This is a genomic window from Pseudomonas sp. MWU12-2345, assembly GCF_023242385.1.
Lineage (GTDB): Bacteria > Pseudomonadota > Gammaproteobacteria > Pseudomonadales > Pseudomonadaceae > Aquipseudomonas > Aquipseudomonas gingeri_D.
Genome location: NZ_JALLJA010000001.1, coordinates 576,467 through 596,583 on the forward strand (window position 1 = coordinate 576,467; position 20,117 = coordinate 596,583).

A 20,117-nucleotide genomic window follows, 5' to 3' on the forward strand; every position below is an offset into this window, starting at 1 on the left:
ACTCTCTTTCCCATGAACGAAATCACTCCGAACCAGACCCGCGAAAACCTGCTGGATACCGCCGAGCAGTTGATCTATCAAGGTGGCATCCATGCCACCGGCATCGATCTTCTGGTGCGCACTTCCGGGGTGGCACGTAAAAGCCTCTACAAGTACTTCGGCACCAAGGACGATCTGACCCTGGAAGCCTTGCGCCGCCGGGATATCCGCTGGATGCAGTGGTACCGCGGCGAAGTCGACCAGGCCGAAAGCTCCGGTGCCCGCCTGCTGGCCCTGTTCAGCGTGCTCGGCGGCTGGTTCGCCAGCGAAGGCTTTCGCGGCTGCGCCTTTATCAACACCGCCGGCGAAACCGGCGACCCCCAGGACCCGGTGCGGCAATTGGCCCGGGAACATAAACAGAAGTTGCTCGACTATGTGGTCGAGCTCTGTGAAGCACATGGCATCGCCGATCCCCTGGCCACTGGCAAACAGTTGCTGATCCTGATCGACGGCGCCATTACCGTTGCACTTGTCATGGGCGACCCCGGTGCAGCCGATAATGCGCAATGCATGGCGCGAACGTTATTGGCGCTCTGAGTCGTGCCCCGAACCGCCATTACGCTCCGGATGAGCGAGTGGCGGGCGGGCCACCCACCGCTTGACCCAAGCGCGACAACTTGTCTGAACCCTACTCAATTGGAGACATTGCCATGTCATCTGACGCTGACGTTCGCCCGCCGCTTCCCCCCTTCACCCGTGAATCGGCGATCCAGAAGATCCGCCTCGCCGAAGACGGCTGGAACTCCCGTGACCCGCAGCGCGTGTCCCTGGCCTACACCCTGGACACCCAATGGCGTAACCGTGCCGAGTTCGCCCACAACCGTGAGGAAGCCAAGGCGTTCCTGACCCGCAAATGGGCCAAGGAACTGGATTACCGCCTGATCAAGGAACTCTGGGCCTTTACCGACAACCGCATCGCTGTACGTTATGCCTATGAGTGGCATGACGACTCGGGCAACTGGTTCCGTTCCTACGGCAACGAAAACTGGGAATTCGACCAGAACGGCCTGATGTCCAACCGGCATGCCTGCATCAACGACATGCCGATCAAGGCCGAGGAGCGCAAGTTCCACTGGCCGTTGGGGCGCCGCCCGGACGATCATCCAAGCCTCTCCGACCTGGGGCTGTAACCCCTCCCTCGATCATTCCCGCCCCGGGTGGGAATGATCGCCTTTGCAAAAAATCGCCTGATGGGCGATTTTTTTCTGCAGCCTTGAATAAATTCCCAACATCAGGTGTTCAATCCATAACAAGCATTGCGATCGACAGGCGACAGGCGTCGCAAATAAATTTCAGTGGCCACGAATAAAACCCGACGCATCAGTGTTTACTAGCCAACAGATACCGGAGCATTACCGATGAGCATCAAAGCCACCTTCGCGGTTCCTTTCCTGATGGCCAGTTGCATGGCCGCGACCCTGTCGAGCACGCCGGCATTCGCCTCGGGCGAAAAACCGGAATCGATGCCGCCGACCTGCCCCAAGGGGCAGGTGTGGAACAAAGCCAAAAAGGCCTGCGTGCCGTTTGTCAGCAGCCTGACCCCCGACGAAGACCGCACCGACTACGCTTACCGCCTGGCCAAGAACGGGGACTATCAAGCCGCCCTGGACCTGCTCGACACCCTCAAGCAGCCCAATACCGCCAAGGCCCTGAACTATCGCGGTTACGCCACGCGTAAACTGGGCCGTACCGACGAAGGCATCGGCTACTACCTGCAGGCCCTGGAGCTGGACCCGAACTACGCCCAGGTCCGCGAATACCTCGGTGAAGCCTACGTGATCAAGGGCCGCCTCGACCTGGCCCAGGTGCAGTTGCAGAGCATCAAGTCGCTCTGCGGCACCGGTTGCGAAGAATATGAAGACCTGGCCGACGCCATCGCGCACCCGATTCCCAGCTGATCACCGTTAAAGACGGAGGTTGTCATCGCCAGCGACAAGGAAATACGCACCGAGATGGGACAGCACCTGCCGCGCCTGTGGCGTTACGCGCTGGTGCTGTCCCGGCAACGCCATATCGCCGAAGACCTGGTGCAGGCCACCTGCGTCCGCGCCCTGGAGCGAGGCGATCAGTTCGTCTCGGGCACGCGTATGGACCGCTGGCTGCTGAGTATCCTGCATTCGATCTGGCTCAATGAAGTGCGCTCCCAACGGGTTCGCCGCGGCCAGGGCCTGGTGGATGCCGACGAAGCCCTGAGCTTCGACGGCGAACAGGTGGTGCAGACCCACGTCCTGGCCTCCCAGGTGATCCGGCGCGTCGACGCCCTGCCCGACGCCCAGCGCGAAACCGTATTTCTCGCCTATGTCGAAGGTCTGTCCTACAAGGAAGTGGCCCAGATCCTCGAAGTGCCCATCGGAACGGTCATGAGCCGGCTGGCCGCCGCACGGGTGAAGTTGGCGGAACATCCGCCCCTGCGTGCCGTGCCCAGCGCCAACAGCGGAGAACGGCGATGACCGACCAACTCTCGCACTACACCCCGACCGATGAACAGTTGGTGGCCTTTCTCGACGACGAAGTGGACGCCGAGGAGCGCAGCCGGATCGAAGCTGCTCTGGCCCGTGACGAAAGCGTGGCCGAGCGTCTCGAGTGGCTGATGCGCAGCGAACTGCCGTTCCAGCAAGCCTATGACGAACTGCTCGAACAGGCGCCCCAGGCTCGACTGGAGACCATGCTGCACAGCCTGCCGACAGAAAAAAAGGCCGCGACGCCGATGAGTCGACGCCGTTTCCTCACCGTGGCCGCCAGCTTCATGGTCGCGGGGATTGCCGCGGATCGACTGTTCCAGGTCTGGCAGACACCCCCGCCGTCGAGCGAAATCAGCTGGCGTGGGCTGGTGGCCGACTATATGGCGCTGTACACGGCACAGACCCTGGAGAACCTGCCCGGCGACGACGCCACTCACCGGGCCCAGCTGCAAAGTGTCCAGCGGTACCTCGGGCTGGCGCTTGACCCCGCCCAGGTGCAACTGCCGGTTGTGCAACTCAAACGCGCGCAGATGCTCGAGTACGAACATATACCGATTGCCCAGATCAACTACCTGGACCCGCAACATGGGCCGCTGGCGTTGTGCATCACCCACTCGAAAACCGGGACCCGGGCCATGGCCCAGGAAGTGCGCCATGGCATGAATGTGGTGTTCTGGTCCGGGCCGACCTATGCCTACATGTTGATCGGGCGCAACTCGGTGGCGGAGCTGAACGATATGGCCGACCTGCTCAGGCGGCGTTTCGCCAGTTGAACCAGGCGATGTGGCCGGGCGCCTGCCAGGCCAATAACCTACCCGCCTCGCGGCCGACCACCGACGGTCCGAGGCGGCGCCTGGCGCAAGCACAACGACTAGACTGTTCGAGGCCGAACCCAATTTCCAAGGAGGTCCCATGTCCCCGTCTCACAACCTGCCGCCCCTGAACGACCCGCGTTGCGCCCTGGTCGTGATCGATATGCAGAATGACTTCATTCCCGGCGGCCAACTGGCGGTCCAGGGCGGCGACGAGATCGTGCCACTGATCAACCGCCTGGGCGCCCGCTTTCGCAATGTGGTCATCGCCCAGGACTGGCATCCCCGCGGCCATGTCTCGTTCGCCAGCAGCCATCCGGGCCATGCGCCCTTCGACAGCGTGCAACTACCCTATGGCACGCAAACCCTCTGGCCGGACCACTGCGTGCAAGGCAGCCACGGCGCGCAGCTGCATGCGGACCTGGACCTGCCCCATGCGCAATTGATTGTGCGCAAGGGCTGCAACCGCGAGATCGACAGTTACTCGGCCTTCGTCGAAGCCGATCGGCGTACGCCCACCGGCCTTTCCGGTTATCTGAAGGAACGCGGTATCGATACGGTCTATCTGGTCGGCCTGGCGTTGGACTACTGCGTCGCCTGGTCGGCCCTGGATGCACGGACGGCGGGCTTCAGCACCCTGCTGATCGTCGACGCCTGCCGGGCCATCGACCTGGACGGCTCACTGCAGCGTGCGCTGGGAGAGATGGAAACCGCCGGGGTGAAACTCATCGACTCGATGGCATTGGCGGCCTGAGCCAACAGGTTGGAGACCCTGCGCCGGCGCGCAGGGCCCCACCCCGCAAGGATCAGCTCGTGACACCCGTGCCTTGGGGCTGATTGACCTCCTGCACCACCGCATACACGCTCAAGTCACTGAGCGTCACCTGTGCCAACGTCTCGCTCGGTAGCGCCAGCAGGGCCTGATGCGCCTCGTGCTTCAAGCGTGCGATCAGCAGCCGCTTGCCCTCGGTCGGGAAACGCTTGATGAAGTCCTGCAGGGCTTCGAGGCTGGTGCCGTCCAGGTCCGGTGACTCCTCCAGGCTGAGAATCACCGAATGCACGGCCTCACCTTGCTCGCGAACCCGCCGCGAGACGCTGCCAAGGATGCGTTCGGCGTTGGCGAAGAACAACGGCTCGCCCGGGCGCACGATCAGCACCCCGGGGACTTCCCGTGCCTGGGGATGCAGCTGGCAGTCGACGAAATCATGGCCCTCGGCAATATGCCCGAGCACCTGGACCGAGGCTGAAGACATCTGCCTCAACATCAGCATCAGGCTGATCGCCACCGCCGCCAGCAGACCGTCCAGCACCCCGAGCAGCAGCACCGCGGCCACCGCGCAGATCGCCAGGACACGGTCGCGGCGCCAGACGAAGTAGCGATGCAAGGGCTCCAGGCTCAGGGCCCGGGTCAACGCATGAATAACGATGGCCGCCAGCACCGGCTCCGGCGTCAGGGCGATCAGCGGCAACAGGGTCAGCACGATCACCAGCACCACCAACGCCGCGACCACCCCGGCCAACCGTGAGGTAGCACCCGCCGCATCATTGGCCGAGGTCGCCGAGTAGCCGGCACCGGCGGGCATGCCATGGAACAGGCCGGACAACAGGTTGGCGCCGCCCAGTACCAGCAGGTCGCGGTTGGAGTTCACCCGATCGCCGTGCTTGAGGGCAAAGGCGCTGATGGAACCATAGGACTCGGCGTAGAGGATCATCACCATGGCAAAGCCCAGTTCCACCAGCTTCAGCCAGTCGGAGAACGCCAGGCGCGGCAGCGACGGCACCGTCAGTTGCAGGTCGATCACACCGATCAGGTCGACGCCATAGCCGGGCAAATCCAGCCATTTGCCGGCAGCCACACCGAGCATCACCACCAGCAAGCCGCCCGGCAGGCGCCGGTAACGGCCCAGTACCGAGAGCAGCACCAGGGCGACCACCGCCACCGCGACCCCGGCCCAGTTCCAGCGCGGCAACTGGCTGAGCAATTCGGGCACGAAGCGGATCAGGTCGCTGTGGGCGGGACTCACATGGACGATGCTCGCGACCTGCTTGAGGATGATGGTCACCGCCAGGCCGAAGGCAAAACCGCGTAGCACCGGCTTGGCGATGAAGGACGTGACGCTGCCCAGCTTGAACAAACCGGCGAGCAGGAACATCAGGCCGGTGATCATCACCAGGCCGATGGCCATGGTCAGGCGCAGCGCCATGTCGGGCCCCGCCACCGAGACCGTCGCCGCCGCCAGCACCGCGGCCGACGAGGAGGTGGCGGAGACGATGGCGTAACGGCTGGTGCCGAACAGGCCGTAGCAGAACAGCCCGGCAAACAACGCGATAACCCCGGCCTGGGGTGGCACGTTGGCGATGCTCGAATAGGCGACCGCTTCGGGTAACAGCAAACCGGCAATCGACAGCCCGGCAATCAGATCCGCCCAGCCGCGTTTCGGTTGCGCGGCGGGCATCGGGGTGGGCAGTGCGGACGGCTCAGGCATCGATCGGACCACTCCAACCCGGCAGATAACGCGCGGCCTGACTGCGAGCCAGCTTGAGGGCGGTTGCCTGCAGGTGCTCGCTGGACGCATTGAGTTCAGCGACTGTGATCCGCGTGCGGAAGAAGTCGGCCCAGAGAAACTCGCTGAAGGGCGTGACATCCTTGGCGAACCCACCGACCCGGCGCAAGGCGCCGGCAAGGCTGCGATAGGGGTCGTCTTGCAGTTCGCCGATAGACCCGGGCACTTTGTCGTAACCGCGGCGAATGCCCTTGGCATCGTAGGGATGGACCCACTGGTGGAAGTCCATGATGGTCCAGAAGCTGGCGGGTTCGACGAACGAGAGGTCCTTGAGCACCACCAATGAGACCTTCTTCACCTCCTCCTGCATCAGCGCCAGGCCGAAGTGGTGGTGATCGACGATGTAGTGCCGGCCTTCAGGCCCGAGGACGCAGGGAAACCAGTGATTATCGAGGGCGGCTTCGCGCTCCTTGCGCTTGAGGGTCTGCCATTGGGCTTGCTTGAGGGCGACCTCTTGCAGGCCGACGGTGACTTGGGTGGGGTGCAGTTTTGCAAGCTTTGCGCTGATCAGTTGCGGGCGGGCACGAGCCATTGAACATCTCCGGGCAGACAAGTCCGAAACCTGGACTGATCGCAAGCTTAGCCCTGAATGGCCCGAGGAGACACCGCGCATTATCATTCTTCACGGACAGGCCCTGCCGCCAGCTTCCAGACCCGGGCAATGTCCCCGGCTCGCGCGCTCAACAGCCGTGGCGCGTCACGACAGGCCTGCTCCAGGCTCATCGGCCCGGACACCAGGGCAAAGGCCGCGTCGACCCCATGGGCGTACATCTGCTCATAACCTTCACCGAGGGTCCCTGCCAGCACGACCACCGGCACGCCCTGCTCCCGGGCAATCCGCGCCACGCCGAACGGGGTCTTGCCGCGCAGGGTCTGGGCGTCGAAGCGACCTTCGCCGGTAATCACCAGATCAGCGCCGCGCACCGCCTCGGCCAGCCCCACCAGTTCCGCCACCACCTCCACACCGGGACGAAAGCACGCCCCGAAGAAGGCCTTGGCGGCAAAGCCCAAGCCGCCCGCCGCACCGCTGCCCGGCTCATCACGCACATCCTGGCCCTGCACCTGCGCGCACAGATCGGCAAAATGCCCGAGGGCCGCGTCCAGTTCACGCACCTGGGCCGGTGTCGCGCCTTTCTGCGGGCCGAAGATCGCCGAAGCGCCCTGCTCGCCGCACAAGGGATTGTTTACATCGGCGGCGATCTCGAAACGCACCCGGTCGAGACGCGGGTCCAGCCCCTCAAGGGTCACCCGCGCGACACCGGCCAAGGCCAGGCCACCCGCTTGCACCACCTGTCCCCGGGCATCGAACAGCCCTACACCCAAGGCCTGCAAGGCACCGGCACCGGCGTCGTTGGTGGCACTGCCGCCAATCGCCAGGATGATCCGTTGCGCACCGGCATCCAGGGCCGCGCGGATCAACTCGCCGGTGCCGAAGGTGCTGGTGATGCAGGCATTGCGCTGTTCGCTCGGAACCAGCTGCAAACCGCTGGCCTCGGCCATCTCGATAATCGCCGTGGCGCTGGCCGGCAACCAGCCCCAATGCGCGTCCACCGGCGTGCCCAGGGGGCCGTGCACCCGCTGCTGGCGCAACTCGCCGTTGCACACGGCCAACACCGCCGCCACCGTCCCCTCGCCGCCATCCGCCATCGGGCATTCAATCAGCTGCGCCTCGGGCAGTACCTGGGCCAGGCCTTCGGCAATCGCTCGGGCCACACCTTCGGCGCTGAGGCTGTCCTTGAACGAATCGGGGGCGATGATGATTTTCATGGGGACGATCTCCAGTTCTTGTGGCGTCCATGCTGCCAGTTGAAACAGGGAATGACGCCGGTCTGCTGCACAAGCCCGGGAGGGCTTTATTGTTCATTCCTACAAAGCGCCCCCAGCGGCCGGCACCGGCGATTCGCTGTGGGGCAACAATTGCACCCCCAGGTACAACGCCAGCATCCCGTCCAGGCGCAGCGGGTCGACACCACTGATCTCGGCAATCCGCTCCATCCGATAGCGCAGGCTGTTGCGGTGAATCCCCAGCGCCTCGGCACAGCCCTGGCTCTGACCGTCATGCTCGCACCAACTGCGCAAGGTGGCGAGCAACTGGCCGTTGCTGTCCTTGGCGATCACCTTGCGCAGCGGCTTGAGCAACTCTTCCAGCGCATCGTCGCTGCGATGCCGCCAGAGCATCACCGGCAGGCGATAGCGATTGAGGTGCAACAAACGACTGTGGGGCAAGACCTCCCGGCCATAAGCAAGCAAATCACCGACCCGACGATAGCAGCGGCGCAAACCCTGCAAACCGTCAGCCTGCCCACCCGCGGCGACTCGGGCGATCTTCCAACCCAGGCTGTCGAGCTTCTCCAGCAGACGCTGATCGTCGAGGATCGCCGTCGCCGGCCGACACCACAGCAGCGAGGCGGTCGACCCACTCACGCACCAACTGTCGGGATAACGCGACTGCAACCAGGCCATCAGCGCTTCGGCACTCTGCCCCGGGTCCAGCTCGAACAGATAGGGAATCCGTGACAACTGCGGCTTGAGCCCCATCTGCCGGGCCTCGTCGATCAAACGCGGCGAATCGCCCTCGTCACTGAGCAACAAGGCCAGCAGATCATCACAGCGCTGGCGCCGCCACTGCTGTTCAGCCTGCTGATGGCGCTGGCCGACCAGCATTTCGGCGGTCATGCGCACCAGCTCGGCGTAAGTACGCAATTGCTCCGGCTCACCGGTAATGCCCAGCACGCCGATCAGCCGCTCATCGTGCATCAGCGGCAGGTTGATCCCTGGCTGCACGCCCTTCAGGCACTTGGCCGCCTGCTCGTCGATCACCACCACCCGGCCATTGGCCAAGACCAACTGCGCACCCTCGTGGCGGGTATTGATCCGCCCCGGCTCGCCACTGCCCAGGATCAGGCCCTGGCTGTCCATGACATTGACGTTGTACGGCAGAATGGCCATCGTACGATCGACGATATCCTGCGCAAGGTCATGGTCCAGTTCGAACATAGCGGTAGGGTCCTTGGTTCAGGGGGATCAACGAACGTTTGTTCAGCAGCACAGGGTACACCGGCAAACCCTGTGCACTGGCACAAAGACAGCAAGACCGGGGTGACCGAGACTCACAGGGCGATCAAGTTACCCTTGCCTCGCAAAAAATCATAATAAAGAGAGACCGCCATGTCACAGAGCGCCGCGATATCCCAGGCCACCGCTGACTTGAAAAACGCCGTATACAAGCGCATCACCCTGCGCCTGATCCCCTTTATCTTCATCTGCTACCTGTTCAACTACCTCGACCGGGTCAATGTTGGATTTGCCAAGCTGCAGATGCTCGACGCGTTGAAATTCAGCGAAACCATCTACGGCCTCGGGGCCGGGATTTTCTTTATCGGCTACGTGCTCTGCGGCGTGCCGAGCAACCTGGCGCTGAGTCGCTTCGGTCCGCGGCGCTGGATTGCCCTGATGATGATCACCTGGGGCGTGTTGTCGACCTGCCTGCTGTTCGTCAGCACGCCGATCCAGTTCTATACCTTGCGCCTGTTCACCGGGGCCGCCGAAGCCGGCTTCTTCCCCGGCGTGGTGCTGTACCTCTCGCAGTGGTTCCCGAGCTTCCGCCGTGGGCGGATCATGGCCCTGTTCATGTCGGCGATCCCGGTCTCGGGCCTGCTCGGCAGTCCTTTCTCCGGCTGGATCCTCAACCACTTTGCCGCCGGTCAGGGCGGCCTTGCCGGCTGGCAGTGGATGTTCCTGTTGCAGGGGATCCCGACCATTGCCCTGGGCATCGCGGCGTTTTTCCTGCTGGCGGACAAATTCGCCAACGCCAAGTGGCTGACTACCGAGGAACGCGCCGTACTCGAAGACGACCAGGCCGAGGATGCCGCGAACAAACCCAAGGCTGTCAGCGACTCCCTGGGTGAAGTGTTCAAGAACCCGGCGATCTGGGCCTTTGGCCTGATCTATTTCTGCATCCAGAGTGGCGTCTACGCCATCAACTTCTGGTTGCCGTCGATCATCAAGAACCTGGGTTTCAGCGACAACCTGGTCATAGGCTGGCTCAGTGCGATTCCCTACCTGCTGGCGGCGGTGTTCATGTTGCTGGTGGGCCGCTCCGCCGACCTGCGCAAGGAGCGTCGCTGGCACCTGGCGGTACCGATGCTGATGGGCGCCGTAGGCCTGTTGATCGCGGTCAATTTCGCCACTTCGCCGGCCATCGCGATTCTCGGCCTGACGATTGCGACCATGAGTGCCCTCACCGGCCTGCCGATGTTCTGGCCGGTGCCCACCGCCCTGCTCAGCGCCGGCGCGGCCGCCGGTGGCCTGGCGTTGATCAACTCCATGGGCCAGATGGCCGGTTTCCTCAGCCCGTACCTGGTGGGCTGGGTCAAGGATGCCAGCGGCTCCACCGATGCGGCCCTGTATGTGCTGGCCGCGGTGATCGTCGCCGGCAGCCTGCTGGCCCTGCGCATGACCCGCACCTTGCGGGCGGCGTGAAACAGCGGCCATAAAAAAGCCCGAGGCTCGACATTACTGTCGCCCTCGGGCTCGTCGCTCCCCCCAATGAATAAAATCAGGCGGTAGCGTTCACACTCACGCTTTGAGTCGTGGAGGTCATTGCTTTCTTGTGGTGTTTCTTTTTGTGGTGCTTTTTCTTGGCTGCCAACTGCATATCAGCCTTCTCGGAAGTGACCTTCTGGGTCTGAGTCGTTGGCGCAACCTGCGCCTGCGCCATCACCATCGGGACCACTCCCGCCTGGGCAACGACGATCGCCATGGCCAGCGCCTTAAGACGTTTCGAATTAAGCATCATCTCTCTCCATATTGAACGGGGTTATGTCCTGATGGCCTTTACAACTGTACCCGCCGGACAAGCGGGTCTCTTGGCTATATATGACTTTAGTTCGGGCTACTGTAACAACCTGTCAGAATTGACAGTTCCGACGAACGGTCAAGTAGTTGACATTGCCGTGCCCGTTCCCTGGAGAGCAGCGGACTACATGAAACTTTTGCGCAGTTTCCCCTGACAAGGCTGTCGGATATCGGTGAGTTGATTGAGGGATTGCTCAACAGCGGCATTCTGGTATCTGATGAACACCTTCTCTTTCGTGCAAAAGGATGTTGTTCATGAGTTACCGCACCCTCGGCCATTCCGGATTGCAAGTCAGCACCTTGACACTGGGCAGCATGATGTTCGGTGAACAAACCGACACCGAAACCTCCTTGCGCATCATCGACAAGGCCTGGGACCAGGGCATCAACTTTATCGACACCGCCGACGTCTACACCGGCGGGCGCTCCGAGGAAATCGTCGGCGAAGCGATTGCCCGCCATCGCCATGAGTGGATCCTCGCGACCAAGGCCGGTTTCGGCCCGGTGGACGGCAAGCCGAACCGCAGCGGCCTGAGCCGCAAGCACCTGTTCAATGCCATCGAAGCCAGTCTCGGACGCCTGGGCACCGACTACCTGGATATCTACTACCTGCACCGCGAAGACCACAGCACCCCGCTGGAGGTCACCATATCGGCCATCGGCGACCTGTTGCGCCAGGGCAAGATCCGCCATTGGGGCCTGTCCAACTATCGCGGCTGGCGGATTGCCGAAGTGATCCGCGTGGCCGAGCGCCTGGGAGTGGACAAGCCGGTGATCAGCCAACCGCTGTACAACATCGTCAACCGCCAGGCCGAGACCGAGCAGATCACCGCCGCTGCCGCCTACGGCCTCGGCGTGGTGCCCTACAGCCCGCTGGCCCGTGGCGTGCTCAGCGGCAAATACGCCCCGGATGTCGCGCCGGATGCCAACAGCCGGGCCGGACGCCAGGACAAGCGCATCCTCGAGACCGAATGGCGGGTGGAATCATTGCGCATTGCCCAGCAGTTGCAGGCGTATACCCAACAGCGTGGCGTCGGCCTGGTGGAGTTCGCGATTGCCTGGGTGCTGAACAATACGGCGGTCAGCTCGGCGATTGTCGGCCCGCGCACCGAGGAGCAATGGGACAGCTACACCAAGGCACTGACGGTGAAGATCAGCGCCGAGGACGAAGCCTTCGTCGACTCGCTGGTGACTCCGGGGCATGCGTCCACCCCGGGTTTCAACGATGTCAGTCACTTTGTCTCCGGACGCGTGCCACGGGGCGTTTGAAGGCGGGCCTCAGCCCGTCTTCAGGGGGAACCGATCCAGTGCCGCCTGCTGGAAATACAGTGCCTCTTCGACCGGCCTGGAAAGAAAGTAGCCTTGGGCCTCGTCACAGCCGAAGTGCTTGAGTATTTCCAGGCAGCCGAAACTTTCCACGCCCTCGGCCACCGTCCGGTAGCCCAGGTCGCGGGCCACGCCGATGATCGACTTGGCCACCCGCTGATGCTGGGCACTGTGCTCCAGGTCGAAAATCATCGACTGGTCGAGCTTGAGGATATTGGCCGGGATCTTGTGCAGATAAGAGAAGTTGCTGTAGCCGGTACCGAAGTCGTCGATGGCCACATCGACGCCCATATCCCTCAGTTGCTGAAGTTGCTCGATCACCCCGGCGCTGGAACGCAGCCACTCGCCTTCGGTGATTTCAACCTCGAGCATTGCCGGGTCGACCCCATGGGCCCCACAGCGCTGGGCAATGACATCGGCGACGTTGCGCCCGTAAAAATCCCGCGAGGACAGGTTGAGGGATATTTTCTTGTCCCGGGCATAACCGGTGTTGGCAATCAGCGTCACAACCCGCTCGATCACCCAATCCGTCACCGAATGGATCAGCGAGCTTTTCTCGACAATCGGAATGAACTCCGCCGGCGAAATAAAGCCATGTAACCGATGGTTCCAGCGAATCAGCGCCTCGGCACTCAGGTGCGCGCCATCGCGCAACGAGAAGCGCGGTTGATAGACCAGGAACACATCATCGGCCTTCAGGGCCGGCGTGATATCCGGCAACAGGCTGAACAGACGGCGGAAGGTCACGTCGTCCTGATGGTTGTAATAGGCATAGGGCTGGGCTTTCTGCCGGGCGGTCTCCAGGGCGAACAAGCCCTTGCGCAGTAGCTCCCGGGCCGTTTCCGAGCCCCCCTCGAACTCCAGCAACCCCGCGCAGACCGTGGGTACCATCGGCAGATTCTCGCTGATGGGCGCCCGGCGCAGCCAATCCACCAGCCGCGGTAAAAAGCCCCGCGCCTCGACGGCGTCCATCTGCATGGTGAAGGCAAAGCCCTTGACCATCACGTGATAGATCTTGATCCCGGTACCGATAAAGGCCTGGATCCGTGAGGCCATATCCCGCAGCACCGCTTCGAAGGGCACCATGCCCTCCGCCACGGTCAAACGGTGCGCCCAATCGGTGTCCAGGGCATCGACCGTCACCAGAACCCTCTTGCGGATCTCGCCGGCCTGGATCAAGCCCTGCAGGTCGGAGAGAAACTGCGTACGGTTGGGCAGGCCGCTGACCGCGTCCACACGCTTGAGCAGGTGCTGGCGTTCGATCAACTGCATGATCAGCGCGGCGAAATCTTCCAGGGCCGCGTGGTCTTCCGGCGTCAGGTCGTGGGCAACCGTATCGAGGATACACACGCTGCCGATGGCATAGCCGCCGTCGGTACGCAGGGGCGCGCCGGCATAAAACGTCAGCGCACCGTCGCCCTGGACCAAAGGGAAGTCGGCAAAGCGCGGGTCCAGGCAGGCGTTGTCGACCACGAACACGCCGCTTTGGCGGATCGTGTGGGCACAGAACGACAACTCCAGCTCGGGCGCTTGTTGAGCGGAAAAGCCGGTGGTGGCGAGGAACCACTGGCGGTCCTTGTCGATCAGGCTGACGATCGCCACCGGCGCTTGAAAGCGCGAGGCGACCAACCGGCAGATCCGCTCGAAACACTCTTCGCGGGCAACATCCATCAGGTCGAAGGCATGCAGGGCGGCCAGCCGCTCCTCTTCTTCGCGATCACGCAACAACATCTGCTCGACTGTCGTGAGTTTTTTCATCAGTACCTGTTGTCGTCAATCCGAGTCGTTCAGTCGGCCGGGGAAGATGGCCTTTTGCCGCTAATCATTGCGCGGGCACCGAATAATATCCAGAAAAATGCGACCAGTGTCTGACAGAGAGCAGAAAGCCGTGTACCCGATCGGTTACAGACGCCCCTCCTCACGCAGACGTCGACCGATATGGAGAATCTCGGCCTCGCCCCGGGCCAGCGCCGCGGCGCTGGTATGCACCGAATAATTGCCCAGCACCAGTTCATGGGGATGCTTGTACGCTGAGCCTAGCACGAAGGTGGTATCACCCCGGGCCACGAGATCGATGACCTCCTCGCGCTCCTCGAAAATCGCCAATTCACCCTCACCGAGCGGCCCGCCAGCGTCACCGGCGTCAAGCTGGCCGATATCGACCGCCAGCCAACCCACGCTGTGACCGGCCGGTGGTGTGTAGGTCCAGCGTTCACCGTCTTTCAAGTGCACGGCCAGGTAGTTCATCGGCGCGGGGACCGCGATCAGGCTTTGCGCCGCACCGTAGCGCCCCAGCAGCACCCGCGCCGGTCCTTCCTGTGGCACCTGCGACGGGGTCAGGTACTGGCTGCGTGCCAGAGCATTCTCATCGGCCGCCGGCAACGCCACCCAGAGCTGAAAGCCGCGCACATGGCTGACCTCTGGCACGATCGAACCTGTGTGCCAGACACCATTGCCGGCCTGCATCCATTCAACACCACCGGCCAGCAGGCGGCCTTTTTCGCCGGTGCTGTCTTCATAGAAAAACTCGCCTTCGCTCAAATAGCTCAACGTGGCGATGCCGGAATGCGGGTGCATGCCAAACCCCGGCTGACCGGCTTTCGTCTGGAAGCTGAAACGATCGAGGAAGACGAACGGTTTGAGCCACGCGCCCAGGTCGCCGGGACTTACCAGGCGCGTAATCGCCCCGTGGGTACTGCCGTGGGTCCGATGAACAATGGCCCGCCGCTGCGGGGTACGGGCAATGGCGGTACTTGCCAGCATGGGGAATGCTCCTGAAATATGATCGGATAAATCCCGGGACGGCAATCAATGCAAACGCGGTCCCGGGCCAGTTGCGACGCAGTATGGATTGCTCTCTATTACCGGACTAGATGGCATAATTGGATTTCACTCATCCATTTATGTGAGTAATTTCGCCATGCTCGACCTGAATGAAATTGCCATGTTCGTCCAGGTGGTACGCTACGGCAGCTTTGCCGAGGCCGCTCGGCACCTGGGTGTACCGGCCAATACCCTGAGCCGGCGAATCCAGCAGCTCGAAGCCCGGCTCGACACGCGTCTGATGCAGCGCTCCACCCGCAAGCTGACGCTGACCGGCGCCGGCCAGGCCTTCCATGCCCGTTGCGCCGGGGCCGTCGACGGTCTGCTCGACGCCAGCCACGAGCTGCAAGGCGGCAGCCAGGTTCCCAGTGGCCTGGTACGGGTGGCGGCGACCGCCGACTTCTTCGAGTTTTTCCCGATGGACTGGGTCGCCGAATTTCTCGCCCGTTACCCCCAGGTCAAGCTCGACTTCGTCCTCAGCGACGCCAAGGCCGACCTGATCGCCGAACAGATCGACGTCGCCTTTCGCGCCGGTCCCCTGCAGGATTCGGCCTTTGTCGGACGCCAACTGCTGGGGCCCCGTAGCGACGGCCTGGTGGCCAGCCCAGCCTATCTCGCGACGCATGGCGTGCCGCTGACCTTGCAGGCGCTGGTTCAGCATGACTGCATCAGTGCCCCACACCCCGGCGGCCACGCCACCTGGCGTCTGAGCAGCCCGGCCGGCGTCATGGAGGAAGTACAGGTCAGCGGCCGCTTCAGCGCCAACACCGCCCAGGCGCTGCGCAAGGCCGCCCTGGCGGGCCTGGGCATCGTCCTGTTGCCGCCGACCATGGCTCGCCTCGATGTGCAGGCCGGCCTGCTGGTGCCGGTATTGCCCGGTTACCAGCGCAAGAGCCAGGGCATGAACGTGATCTATCCGAGCCGGCGCCAGTTGCCCCTGGCGGTGTCGACGTTTATCGACACCTTCAAGGACAAACTCCATGGGCAGGATGGATGGCCTAAGCCTGTCCCTGACCTTGAGTGATATCCATCGTTCGCCGAAAGCCTTTTCCGTGGACATAAAAAAACACCCACTGGCCGGTCGCATGAGCGGGCAATGGGTGTTCTTCGGTTTACAGCGCCTCGCCGAAGCGAGGCCAGGTCTTTACAGCGCCATGTCAGCCGCTGGAGTGTCGGCTTTTGGCTTGTCAGTCGCAGCCGGTGCGGCTGGCGCAGCGGCGGTCTGACCGATCACCGGAGGCTTGGTCAGTTGCAGGATTTCAGCGGTGTAGTCCCATTCTTTCTGGACCGCTGCAGGGTTGCCGTTCAGCTTGGTGCCGTAGCTCGGCACGATCTGGTGCAGTTTTTCCTGCCAGGCAGGCGTCGCAACCTGGTCCTTGAAGACCCGTTCCAGAATGGTCAGCATGATCGGCGCGGCGGTGGAAGCACCTGGCGATGCACCCAGCAGGCCGGCGATGCTGTTGTCCTTGGCGGTGACCACCTCGGTGCCGAGTTTCAGGACGCCGCCCTTCTCTTCGTCACGCTTGATGATCTGCACGCGCTGACCGGCTTGCCACAGGCGCCAGTCTTCTTTCTTCGCTTCAGGGAAGTATTCTTTCAAGGCGTTGAAGCGGTCGTCATCCGACATCATCAACTGACCGGCCAGGTACTCCACCAGCGGGTACTGCTCGATCCCGACGCGGGTCATCGGCCAGACGTTGTGGGTGGTGGTACTGGTCAGCAGGTCGAAGTACGAACCGTTCTTCAGGAACTTGGTGGAGAAGGTCGCGAATGGCCCGAACAGGATCACGCGCTTGCCATCCAGCACACGGGTGTCCAGGTGCGGAACCGACATGGGTGGCGCGCCGGTCGAAGCAATACCGTAGGCCTTGGCCATATGCTTGAGGGCAATGTCCTGGTTATCGGTGACCAGGAACGAACCGCCGACCGGGAAGGCCGCGTAGTCGTTGGCTTCAGGGATACCGGACTTCTGCAGCAGGTGCAGCGCACCGCCACCGGCACCGATGAACACGAACTTGGCGTCGGCCGCGGTTTCGCTGCCGTCCTTCAGGTTCTTGTAGGTGACGCGCCAGGTGCCGTCGTCATTGCGCTTGATATCCTCGACTTCGCTGGACAGCTTCAGCTTGAAGTTAGGCTGGGCCTGCAGGTAAGCGACGTACTGGCGGGTGATTTCGCCGAAGTTCACGTCGGTGCCGATAGGCGTCCAGGTGGCCGCGATCTTCTGCTTCGGATCACGCCCTTCCATCATCAGCGGGACCCACTTCTTGATCTGTTCCTGATCTTCGGTGTACTGCATGCCGCTGAACAGCGGGCTGGTCTGCAGCGCCGCGTAGCGATCCTTGAGGAACTTGACGTTGTCGTCACCCCACATGAAGCTCATGTGCGGCGTCGAGTTGATAAACGAATGCGGGTTCTTCAGCACGCCCTGACGGACCTGCCAGGACAGGAACTGACGGGTGATCTGGAACGACTCGTTGATCTCGATCGCCTTGGAAATATCGATCTTGCCGTTCTTGTCGTACGGCGTGTAGTTCGACTCGGCCAGGGCGGAGTGACCGGTACCGGCGTTGTTCCAGCCATTGGAGCTTTCTTCGGCGACGCCATCGAGGCGCTCGACCATTTCCATCGACCAGTCCGGCTGCAACTCATTGAGCCAGATCCCCAGGGTCGAACTCATGATGCCCCCGCCGATAAGCAGCACATCGACTTTCTTTGTCTCGGCCGCGTGTACGGACATCGCGCCCATCGTCACTGCCAGCCCCAGCAGTGCTGTGTTCAGTTTCTTCAACATTCGGTAATACCTAGGATAGGTAGACATACAAGGCCCATGAAAAACCACCGGCCTCACGTTCATGTCCCTCCTGCGCTGACTTTTTATTAGTCATTGGCTTCAGCTACGTTGGGTGACACTCATTTTGTTTGCCTCTGCCCGGACCTGGTCGACAAGCGCAATCTGTCAGCTCATACGACTCAGCCAGTAAGGCTTTTTTCTCGATTCCTTCGACGTCCGGTCACCTCGGATAGGCACGCTAGACGCTTCCGTGCTGCGACATAATACCTCAGCTACGTGACTGGATGAAAATGCCTCGCCTTTACACAGAGAAAACCTACCGAAATTGTAGGATAAGCCGGCCAAGGTTCAAGTGCTCCTGCAGTGGGAAATCCGGCATGATGGGCGCAGTCCGTCCCAGGGAGATGCCCATGCGCTTCATACCATCGCTTATCGGTCTGGCCACGCTGACGCTGGGCCCGGTGTTCGCGGCCAACGCCGCCCCTGTTGATCAGGTGCAACTGGTTGACTCGATCAACCACTACCGCAGCCAGGTGCAGCGCTGTGGAAGCCAGGCCTCACTGGAGTTGCCGCCACTGGTCAGCGATCCCCGCCTGGTGTTGCCCATCAATAACCCGGGCGACTTGCAGCAGGCGCTGAGTGCCAAGGCGTATCCGATGGTCACCGTGCAGGCGATCAGCCTCTCGGGGCCACGTGACGCGGCGGCGGCGATGAAAGCGGTGGAGGAAAGTTTCTGCCAGGTGGTGCTGAACCCGCAGTTCGTCGATATCGGCGTCAACCGCGAGGGACGCGAATGGCGCATCGTGCTGGCGCGGCCGCTGCTGAGCGCGCGCCTGGGCGACTGGCAGGCGGAAGGCCAGAAACTTCTCGAGCAGATCAACAGCGCCCGCACGCAAGCGCACCAATGCGGCGGCCAGGCGTTCGCCGCCACCACGCCCCTGGCCTGGAACGCGGTACTGGCGAGCGCCGCTGAAGGCCATAGCCGGAATATGGCCAACAACAACTTCTTCGATCACAAGGACCGTGACGGACGCATGCCGGGGGATCGGGCCGAGCTGGCGGGCTATAACGGCCAGATGATCGGCGAAAATATCGCCGCCGGCCAGGACACCGTACGCAAGGTGGTCGACGGCTGGCTGGCCAGCGCCGGTCACTGCGCCAACCTGATGAATCCACGATTCCGCGAGCTGGGCGCGGCCTACGTGGTGGACCCGAAGAGCGATTCCGGGATCTACTGGACCGCGATGTTCGGCACCCCGTAACTATCAATGGTCGCCCAGCCGCTCCAGGACAAAAGCCCTGGCGTGGCGGGTCATCTGGTCGAGCTGGCGGTCACGCTGCTTCTCGGCGTCGACCATCGCGCGCTTGCCGTGTTGTTGCAACAGGTAGGCATGAATCTGTCGCACCTCCAGGGAACGATAGATCGGCGCGATATCCAGCACCGCCACCAGCCCGTCCGTACCGTGGTCACGGGTATTCATCAATACCTGCGGCCCGCGCACGGCCAGCACCTGGAAACCCAGGGCCTCGAACACTGGTACCTTGCCGACGACACAGGCCAGTTCCGCGTGGGGATAGCGCTGGAGCATCGGTTGCAACATCGCACGCGCCACACCCTGGCGCCGATGGCCTTCACGCACCGCCATATAAGCGATCGAGCAGGCTTGCGGATCATCCTTGACCGGTAAATACAGCAGGAAACCGATGACCTTCTCGGGATCCCGGGCATCGGTTGCCACGATCAATTCGACGGCCAGGCCCTTGGAGCCGTCCATCGCCTGCATATAGAGATGCACCTCATAACCGACGCCATACTGATACAGGTTGTAGAGCGGGTTGCTCGGCGCAATAGCCACCTGACTGACGTCGGTGACGTAATCCACGACCATCTGCTGGATCTGGCTATGGATCGACTCCGGGGGCGGGGTTTCAAACAAGGTGATCGTGGACATCGAACATCGGGCTCCGAGGGTTGAGGCGCACCCTCGGCAGTCGGCAGCGAAGGGCCGCGCATGATAACCGGTCTTGCCCGGGTCAGGCGGTGTGTCAGTTACCCCGCCCTCCCGCAAACGACCACTCATCGGCCTGGGTGGTGCTGATCACCACCATGACATCCTCAGGATCAATCCCCGGCGCCACACTCAGCCGCTCTACCAACCGCCGATAAAAGCACTGTTTCGTCGTGGTATCCCTGATGCGCCCGGCGGTAATCGCAATCAGCACAAAGTCCTCGCTGCGCGGCCCGCCCAGGTAGTCGCGATCGAAGATCAGCTCGCCCACCTCGTGCTGATGAATCACCTGGAAGCGATCGGTAGGCGGTACCTCGAAACTTTCCACCAGGGCCTCATGCAGCTCCTCGGACAATCGGCGAAGGTACTCGGGGGACTTGCCCCGATGCAGGGAAATACGGGCAAAAGGCATACAACCTCCAACAAAGCGTTGA

The 20,117-nt window shown here is 62.5% G+C and carries 20 protein-coding genes; 10 read left to right on the forward strand and 10 right to left on the reverse strand.

The window, feature by feature from the left end:
- Nucleotides 1–12: 12 nt before the first annotated feature.
- The 6 genes from M5C71_RS02540 (at nt 13) to pncA (ending at nt 4,067) form a co-directional block, all read left to right on the forward strand.
- Nucleotides 13–576, forward strand: a complete 564-nt coding sequence (locus M5C71_RS02540; protein ID WP_103499100.1) for a TetR/AcrR family transcriptional regulator — start codon at nt 13–15, stop codon at nt 574–576.
- A gap of 113 nt (nt 577–689) precedes the next feature.
- Nucleotides 690–1,169: a nuclear transport factor 2 family protein gene (locus tag M5C71_RS02545; protein ID WP_152738839.1), complete on the forward strand. Its 480-nt coding sequence runs from the start codon at nt 690–692 to the stop codon at nt 1,167–1,169.
- Between the two features lie 228 nt (nt 1,170–1,397).
- Nucleotides 1,398–1,937, forward strand: coding sequence for a tetratricopeptide repeat protein (locus tag M5C71_RS02550; protein ID WP_248767123.1), 540 nt, complete (start codon nt 1,398–1,400; stop codon nt 1,935–1,937).
- Between the two features lie 54 nt (nt 1,938–1,991).
- Nucleotides 1,992–2,489 (forward strand): RNA polymerase sigma factor, encoded by a 498-nt coding sequence (locus M5C71_RS02555; RefSeq protein ID WP_248767124.1) that lies wholly within the window; start codon nt 1,992–1,994, stop codon nt 2,487–2,489.
- Nucleotides 2,486–3,274 (forward strand): transcriptional regulator, encoded by a 789-nt coding sequence (locus tag M5C71_RS02560; RefSeq protein ID WP_248767125.1) that lies wholly within the window; start codon nt 2,486–2,488, stop codon nt 3,272–3,274. Before M5C71_RS02555 ends, M5C71_RS02560 begins: the two co-directional genes overlap by 4 nt.
- A gap of 139 nt (nt 3,275–3,413) precedes the next feature.
- A complete protein-coding gene (pncA, locus tag M5C71_RS02565) occupies nt 3,414–4,067 on the forward strand; it encodes a bifunctional nicotinamidase/pyrazinamidase (RefSeq protein WP_103499095.1) in 654 nt (217 codons plus the stop codon).
- 52 nt (nt 4,068–4,119) lie between these two features.
- Here pncA and M5C71_RS02570 read toward each other — a convergent pair whose 3' ends face one another.
- From M5C71_RS02570 to M5C71_RS02585, 4 genes are all read right to left on the reverse strand, one after another.
- Entirely contained in the window at nt 4,120–5,769 is a 1,650-nt protein-coding gene (locus M5C71_RS02570) for a SulP family inorganic anion transporter (protein ID WP_248746555.1), read from the reverse strand.
- Nucleotides 5,770–5,791: 22 nt separating this feature from the next.
- On the reverse strand, nt 5,792–6,409 hold the full coding sequence (locus M5C71_RS02575; protein WP_103499093.1) for a ParB-like protein: 618 nt from the start codon (nt 6,407–6,409) through the stop codon (nt 5,792–5,794).
- A gap of 83 nt (nt 6,410–6,492) precedes the next feature.
- Nucleotides 6,493–7,644, reverse strand: coding sequence for a glycerate kinase (locus tag M5C71_RS02580; protein ID WP_103499092.1), 1,152 nt, complete (start codon nt 7,642–7,644; stop codon nt 6,493–6,495).
- 99 nt (nt 7,645–7,743) lie between these two features.
- Complete coding sequence (locus tag M5C71_RS02585) at nt 7,744–8,874, reverse strand: sugar diacid recognition domain-containing protein (RefSeq protein WP_103499091.1); 1,131 nt, start codon at nt 8,872–8,874, stop codon at nt 7,744–7,746.
- A 171-nt stretch (nt 8,875–9,045) separates the two neighbouring features.
- On the opposite strand from M5C71_RS02585, the gene M5C71_RS02590 reads away from it, so the two are divergent.
- Nucleotides 9,046–10,359 carry an MFS transporter gene (locus M5C71_RS02590; RefSeq protein WP_248767126.1) on the forward strand — a complete coding sequence of 438 codons (1,314 nt, stop codon included), beginning with the start codon at nt 9,046–9,048 and terminating at the stop codon, nt 10,357–10,359.
- A 76-nt stretch (nt 10,360–10,435) separates the two neighbouring features.
- On the opposite strand, the gene M5C71_RS02595 is transcribed toward M5C71_RS02590, so the two are convergent.
- Nucleotides 10,436–10,672 (reverse strand): hypothetical protein, encoded by a 237-nt coding sequence (locus tag M5C71_RS02595; RefSeq protein WP_103499089.1) that lies wholly within the window; start codon nt 10,670–10,672, stop codon nt 10,436–10,438.
- A gap of 317 nt (nt 10,673–10,989) precedes the next feature.
- Between M5C71_RS02595 and M5C71_RS02600 the strand changes: the two genes are divergently transcribed.
- Nucleotides 10,990–12,003, forward strand: a complete 1,014-nt coding sequence (locus tag M5C71_RS02600) for an aldo/keto reductase (RefSeq protein WP_177098931.1) — start codon at nt 10,990–10,992, stop codon at nt 12,001–12,003.
- A 9-nt stretch (nt 12,004–12,012) separates the two neighbouring features.
- On the opposite strand, the gene M5C71_RS02605 is transcribed toward M5C71_RS02600, so the two are convergent.
- On the reverse strand, nt 12,013–13,818 hold the full coding sequence (locus tag M5C71_RS02605; RefSeq protein ID WP_247263187.1) for a sensor domain-containing phosphodiesterase: 1,806 nt from the start codon (nt 13,816–13,818) through the stop codon (nt 12,013–12,015).
- 144 nt (nt 13,819–13,962) lie between these two features.
- Nucleotides 13,963–14,823, reverse strand: coding sequence for a pirin family protein (locus tag M5C71_RS02610; protein ID WP_248767127.1), 861 nt, complete (start codon nt 14,821–14,823; stop codon nt 13,963–13,965).
- A gap of 157 nt (nt 14,824–14,980) precedes the next feature.
- Between M5C71_RS02610 and M5C71_RS02615 the strand changes: the two genes are divergently transcribed.
- A complete protein-coding gene (locus M5C71_RS02615) occupies nt 14,981–15,907 on the forward strand; it encodes a LysR family transcriptional regulator (protein ID WP_248767128.1) in 927 nt (308 codons plus the stop codon).
- A gap of 120 nt (nt 15,908–16,027) precedes the next feature.
- Here M5C71_RS02615 and mqo read toward each other — a convergent pair whose 3' ends face one another.
- Complete coding sequence (gene mqo / locus M5C71_RS02620; RefSeq protein ID WP_103499085.1) at nt 16,028–17,674, reverse strand: malate dehydrogenase (quinone); 1,647 nt, start codon at nt 17,672–17,674, stop codon at nt 16,028–16,030.
- 410 nt (nt 17,675–18,084) lie between these two features.
- On the opposite strand from mqo, the gene M5C71_RS02625 reads away from it, so the two are divergent.
- Nucleotides 18,085–18,936 carry a CAP domain-containing protein gene (locus tag M5C71_RS02625; protein ID WP_248767129.1) on the forward strand — a complete coding sequence of 284 codons (852 nt, stop codon included), beginning with the start codon at nt 18,085–18,087 and terminating at the stop codon, nt 18,934–18,936.
- 3 nt (nt 18,937–18,939) lie between these two features.
- On the opposite strand, the gene M5C71_RS02630 is transcribed toward M5C71_RS02625, so the two are convergent.
- Both M5C71_RS02630 and M5C71_RS02635 read right to left on the reverse strand, forming a co-directional pair.
- Nucleotides 18,940–19,626, reverse strand: coding sequence for a GNAT family N-acetyltransferase (locus M5C71_RS02630; RefSeq protein ID WP_248767130.1), 687 nt, complete (start codon nt 19,624–19,626; stop codon nt 18,940–18,942).
- Nucleotides 19,627–19,720: 94 nt separating this feature from the next.
- Nucleotides 19,721–20,095 (reverse strand): tautomerase family protein, encoded by a 375-nt coding sequence (locus tag M5C71_RS02635; RefSeq protein WP_248767131.1) that lies wholly within the window; start codon nt 20,093–20,095, stop codon nt 19,721–19,723.
- Nucleotides 20,096–20,117 lie beyond the last annotated feature (22 nt).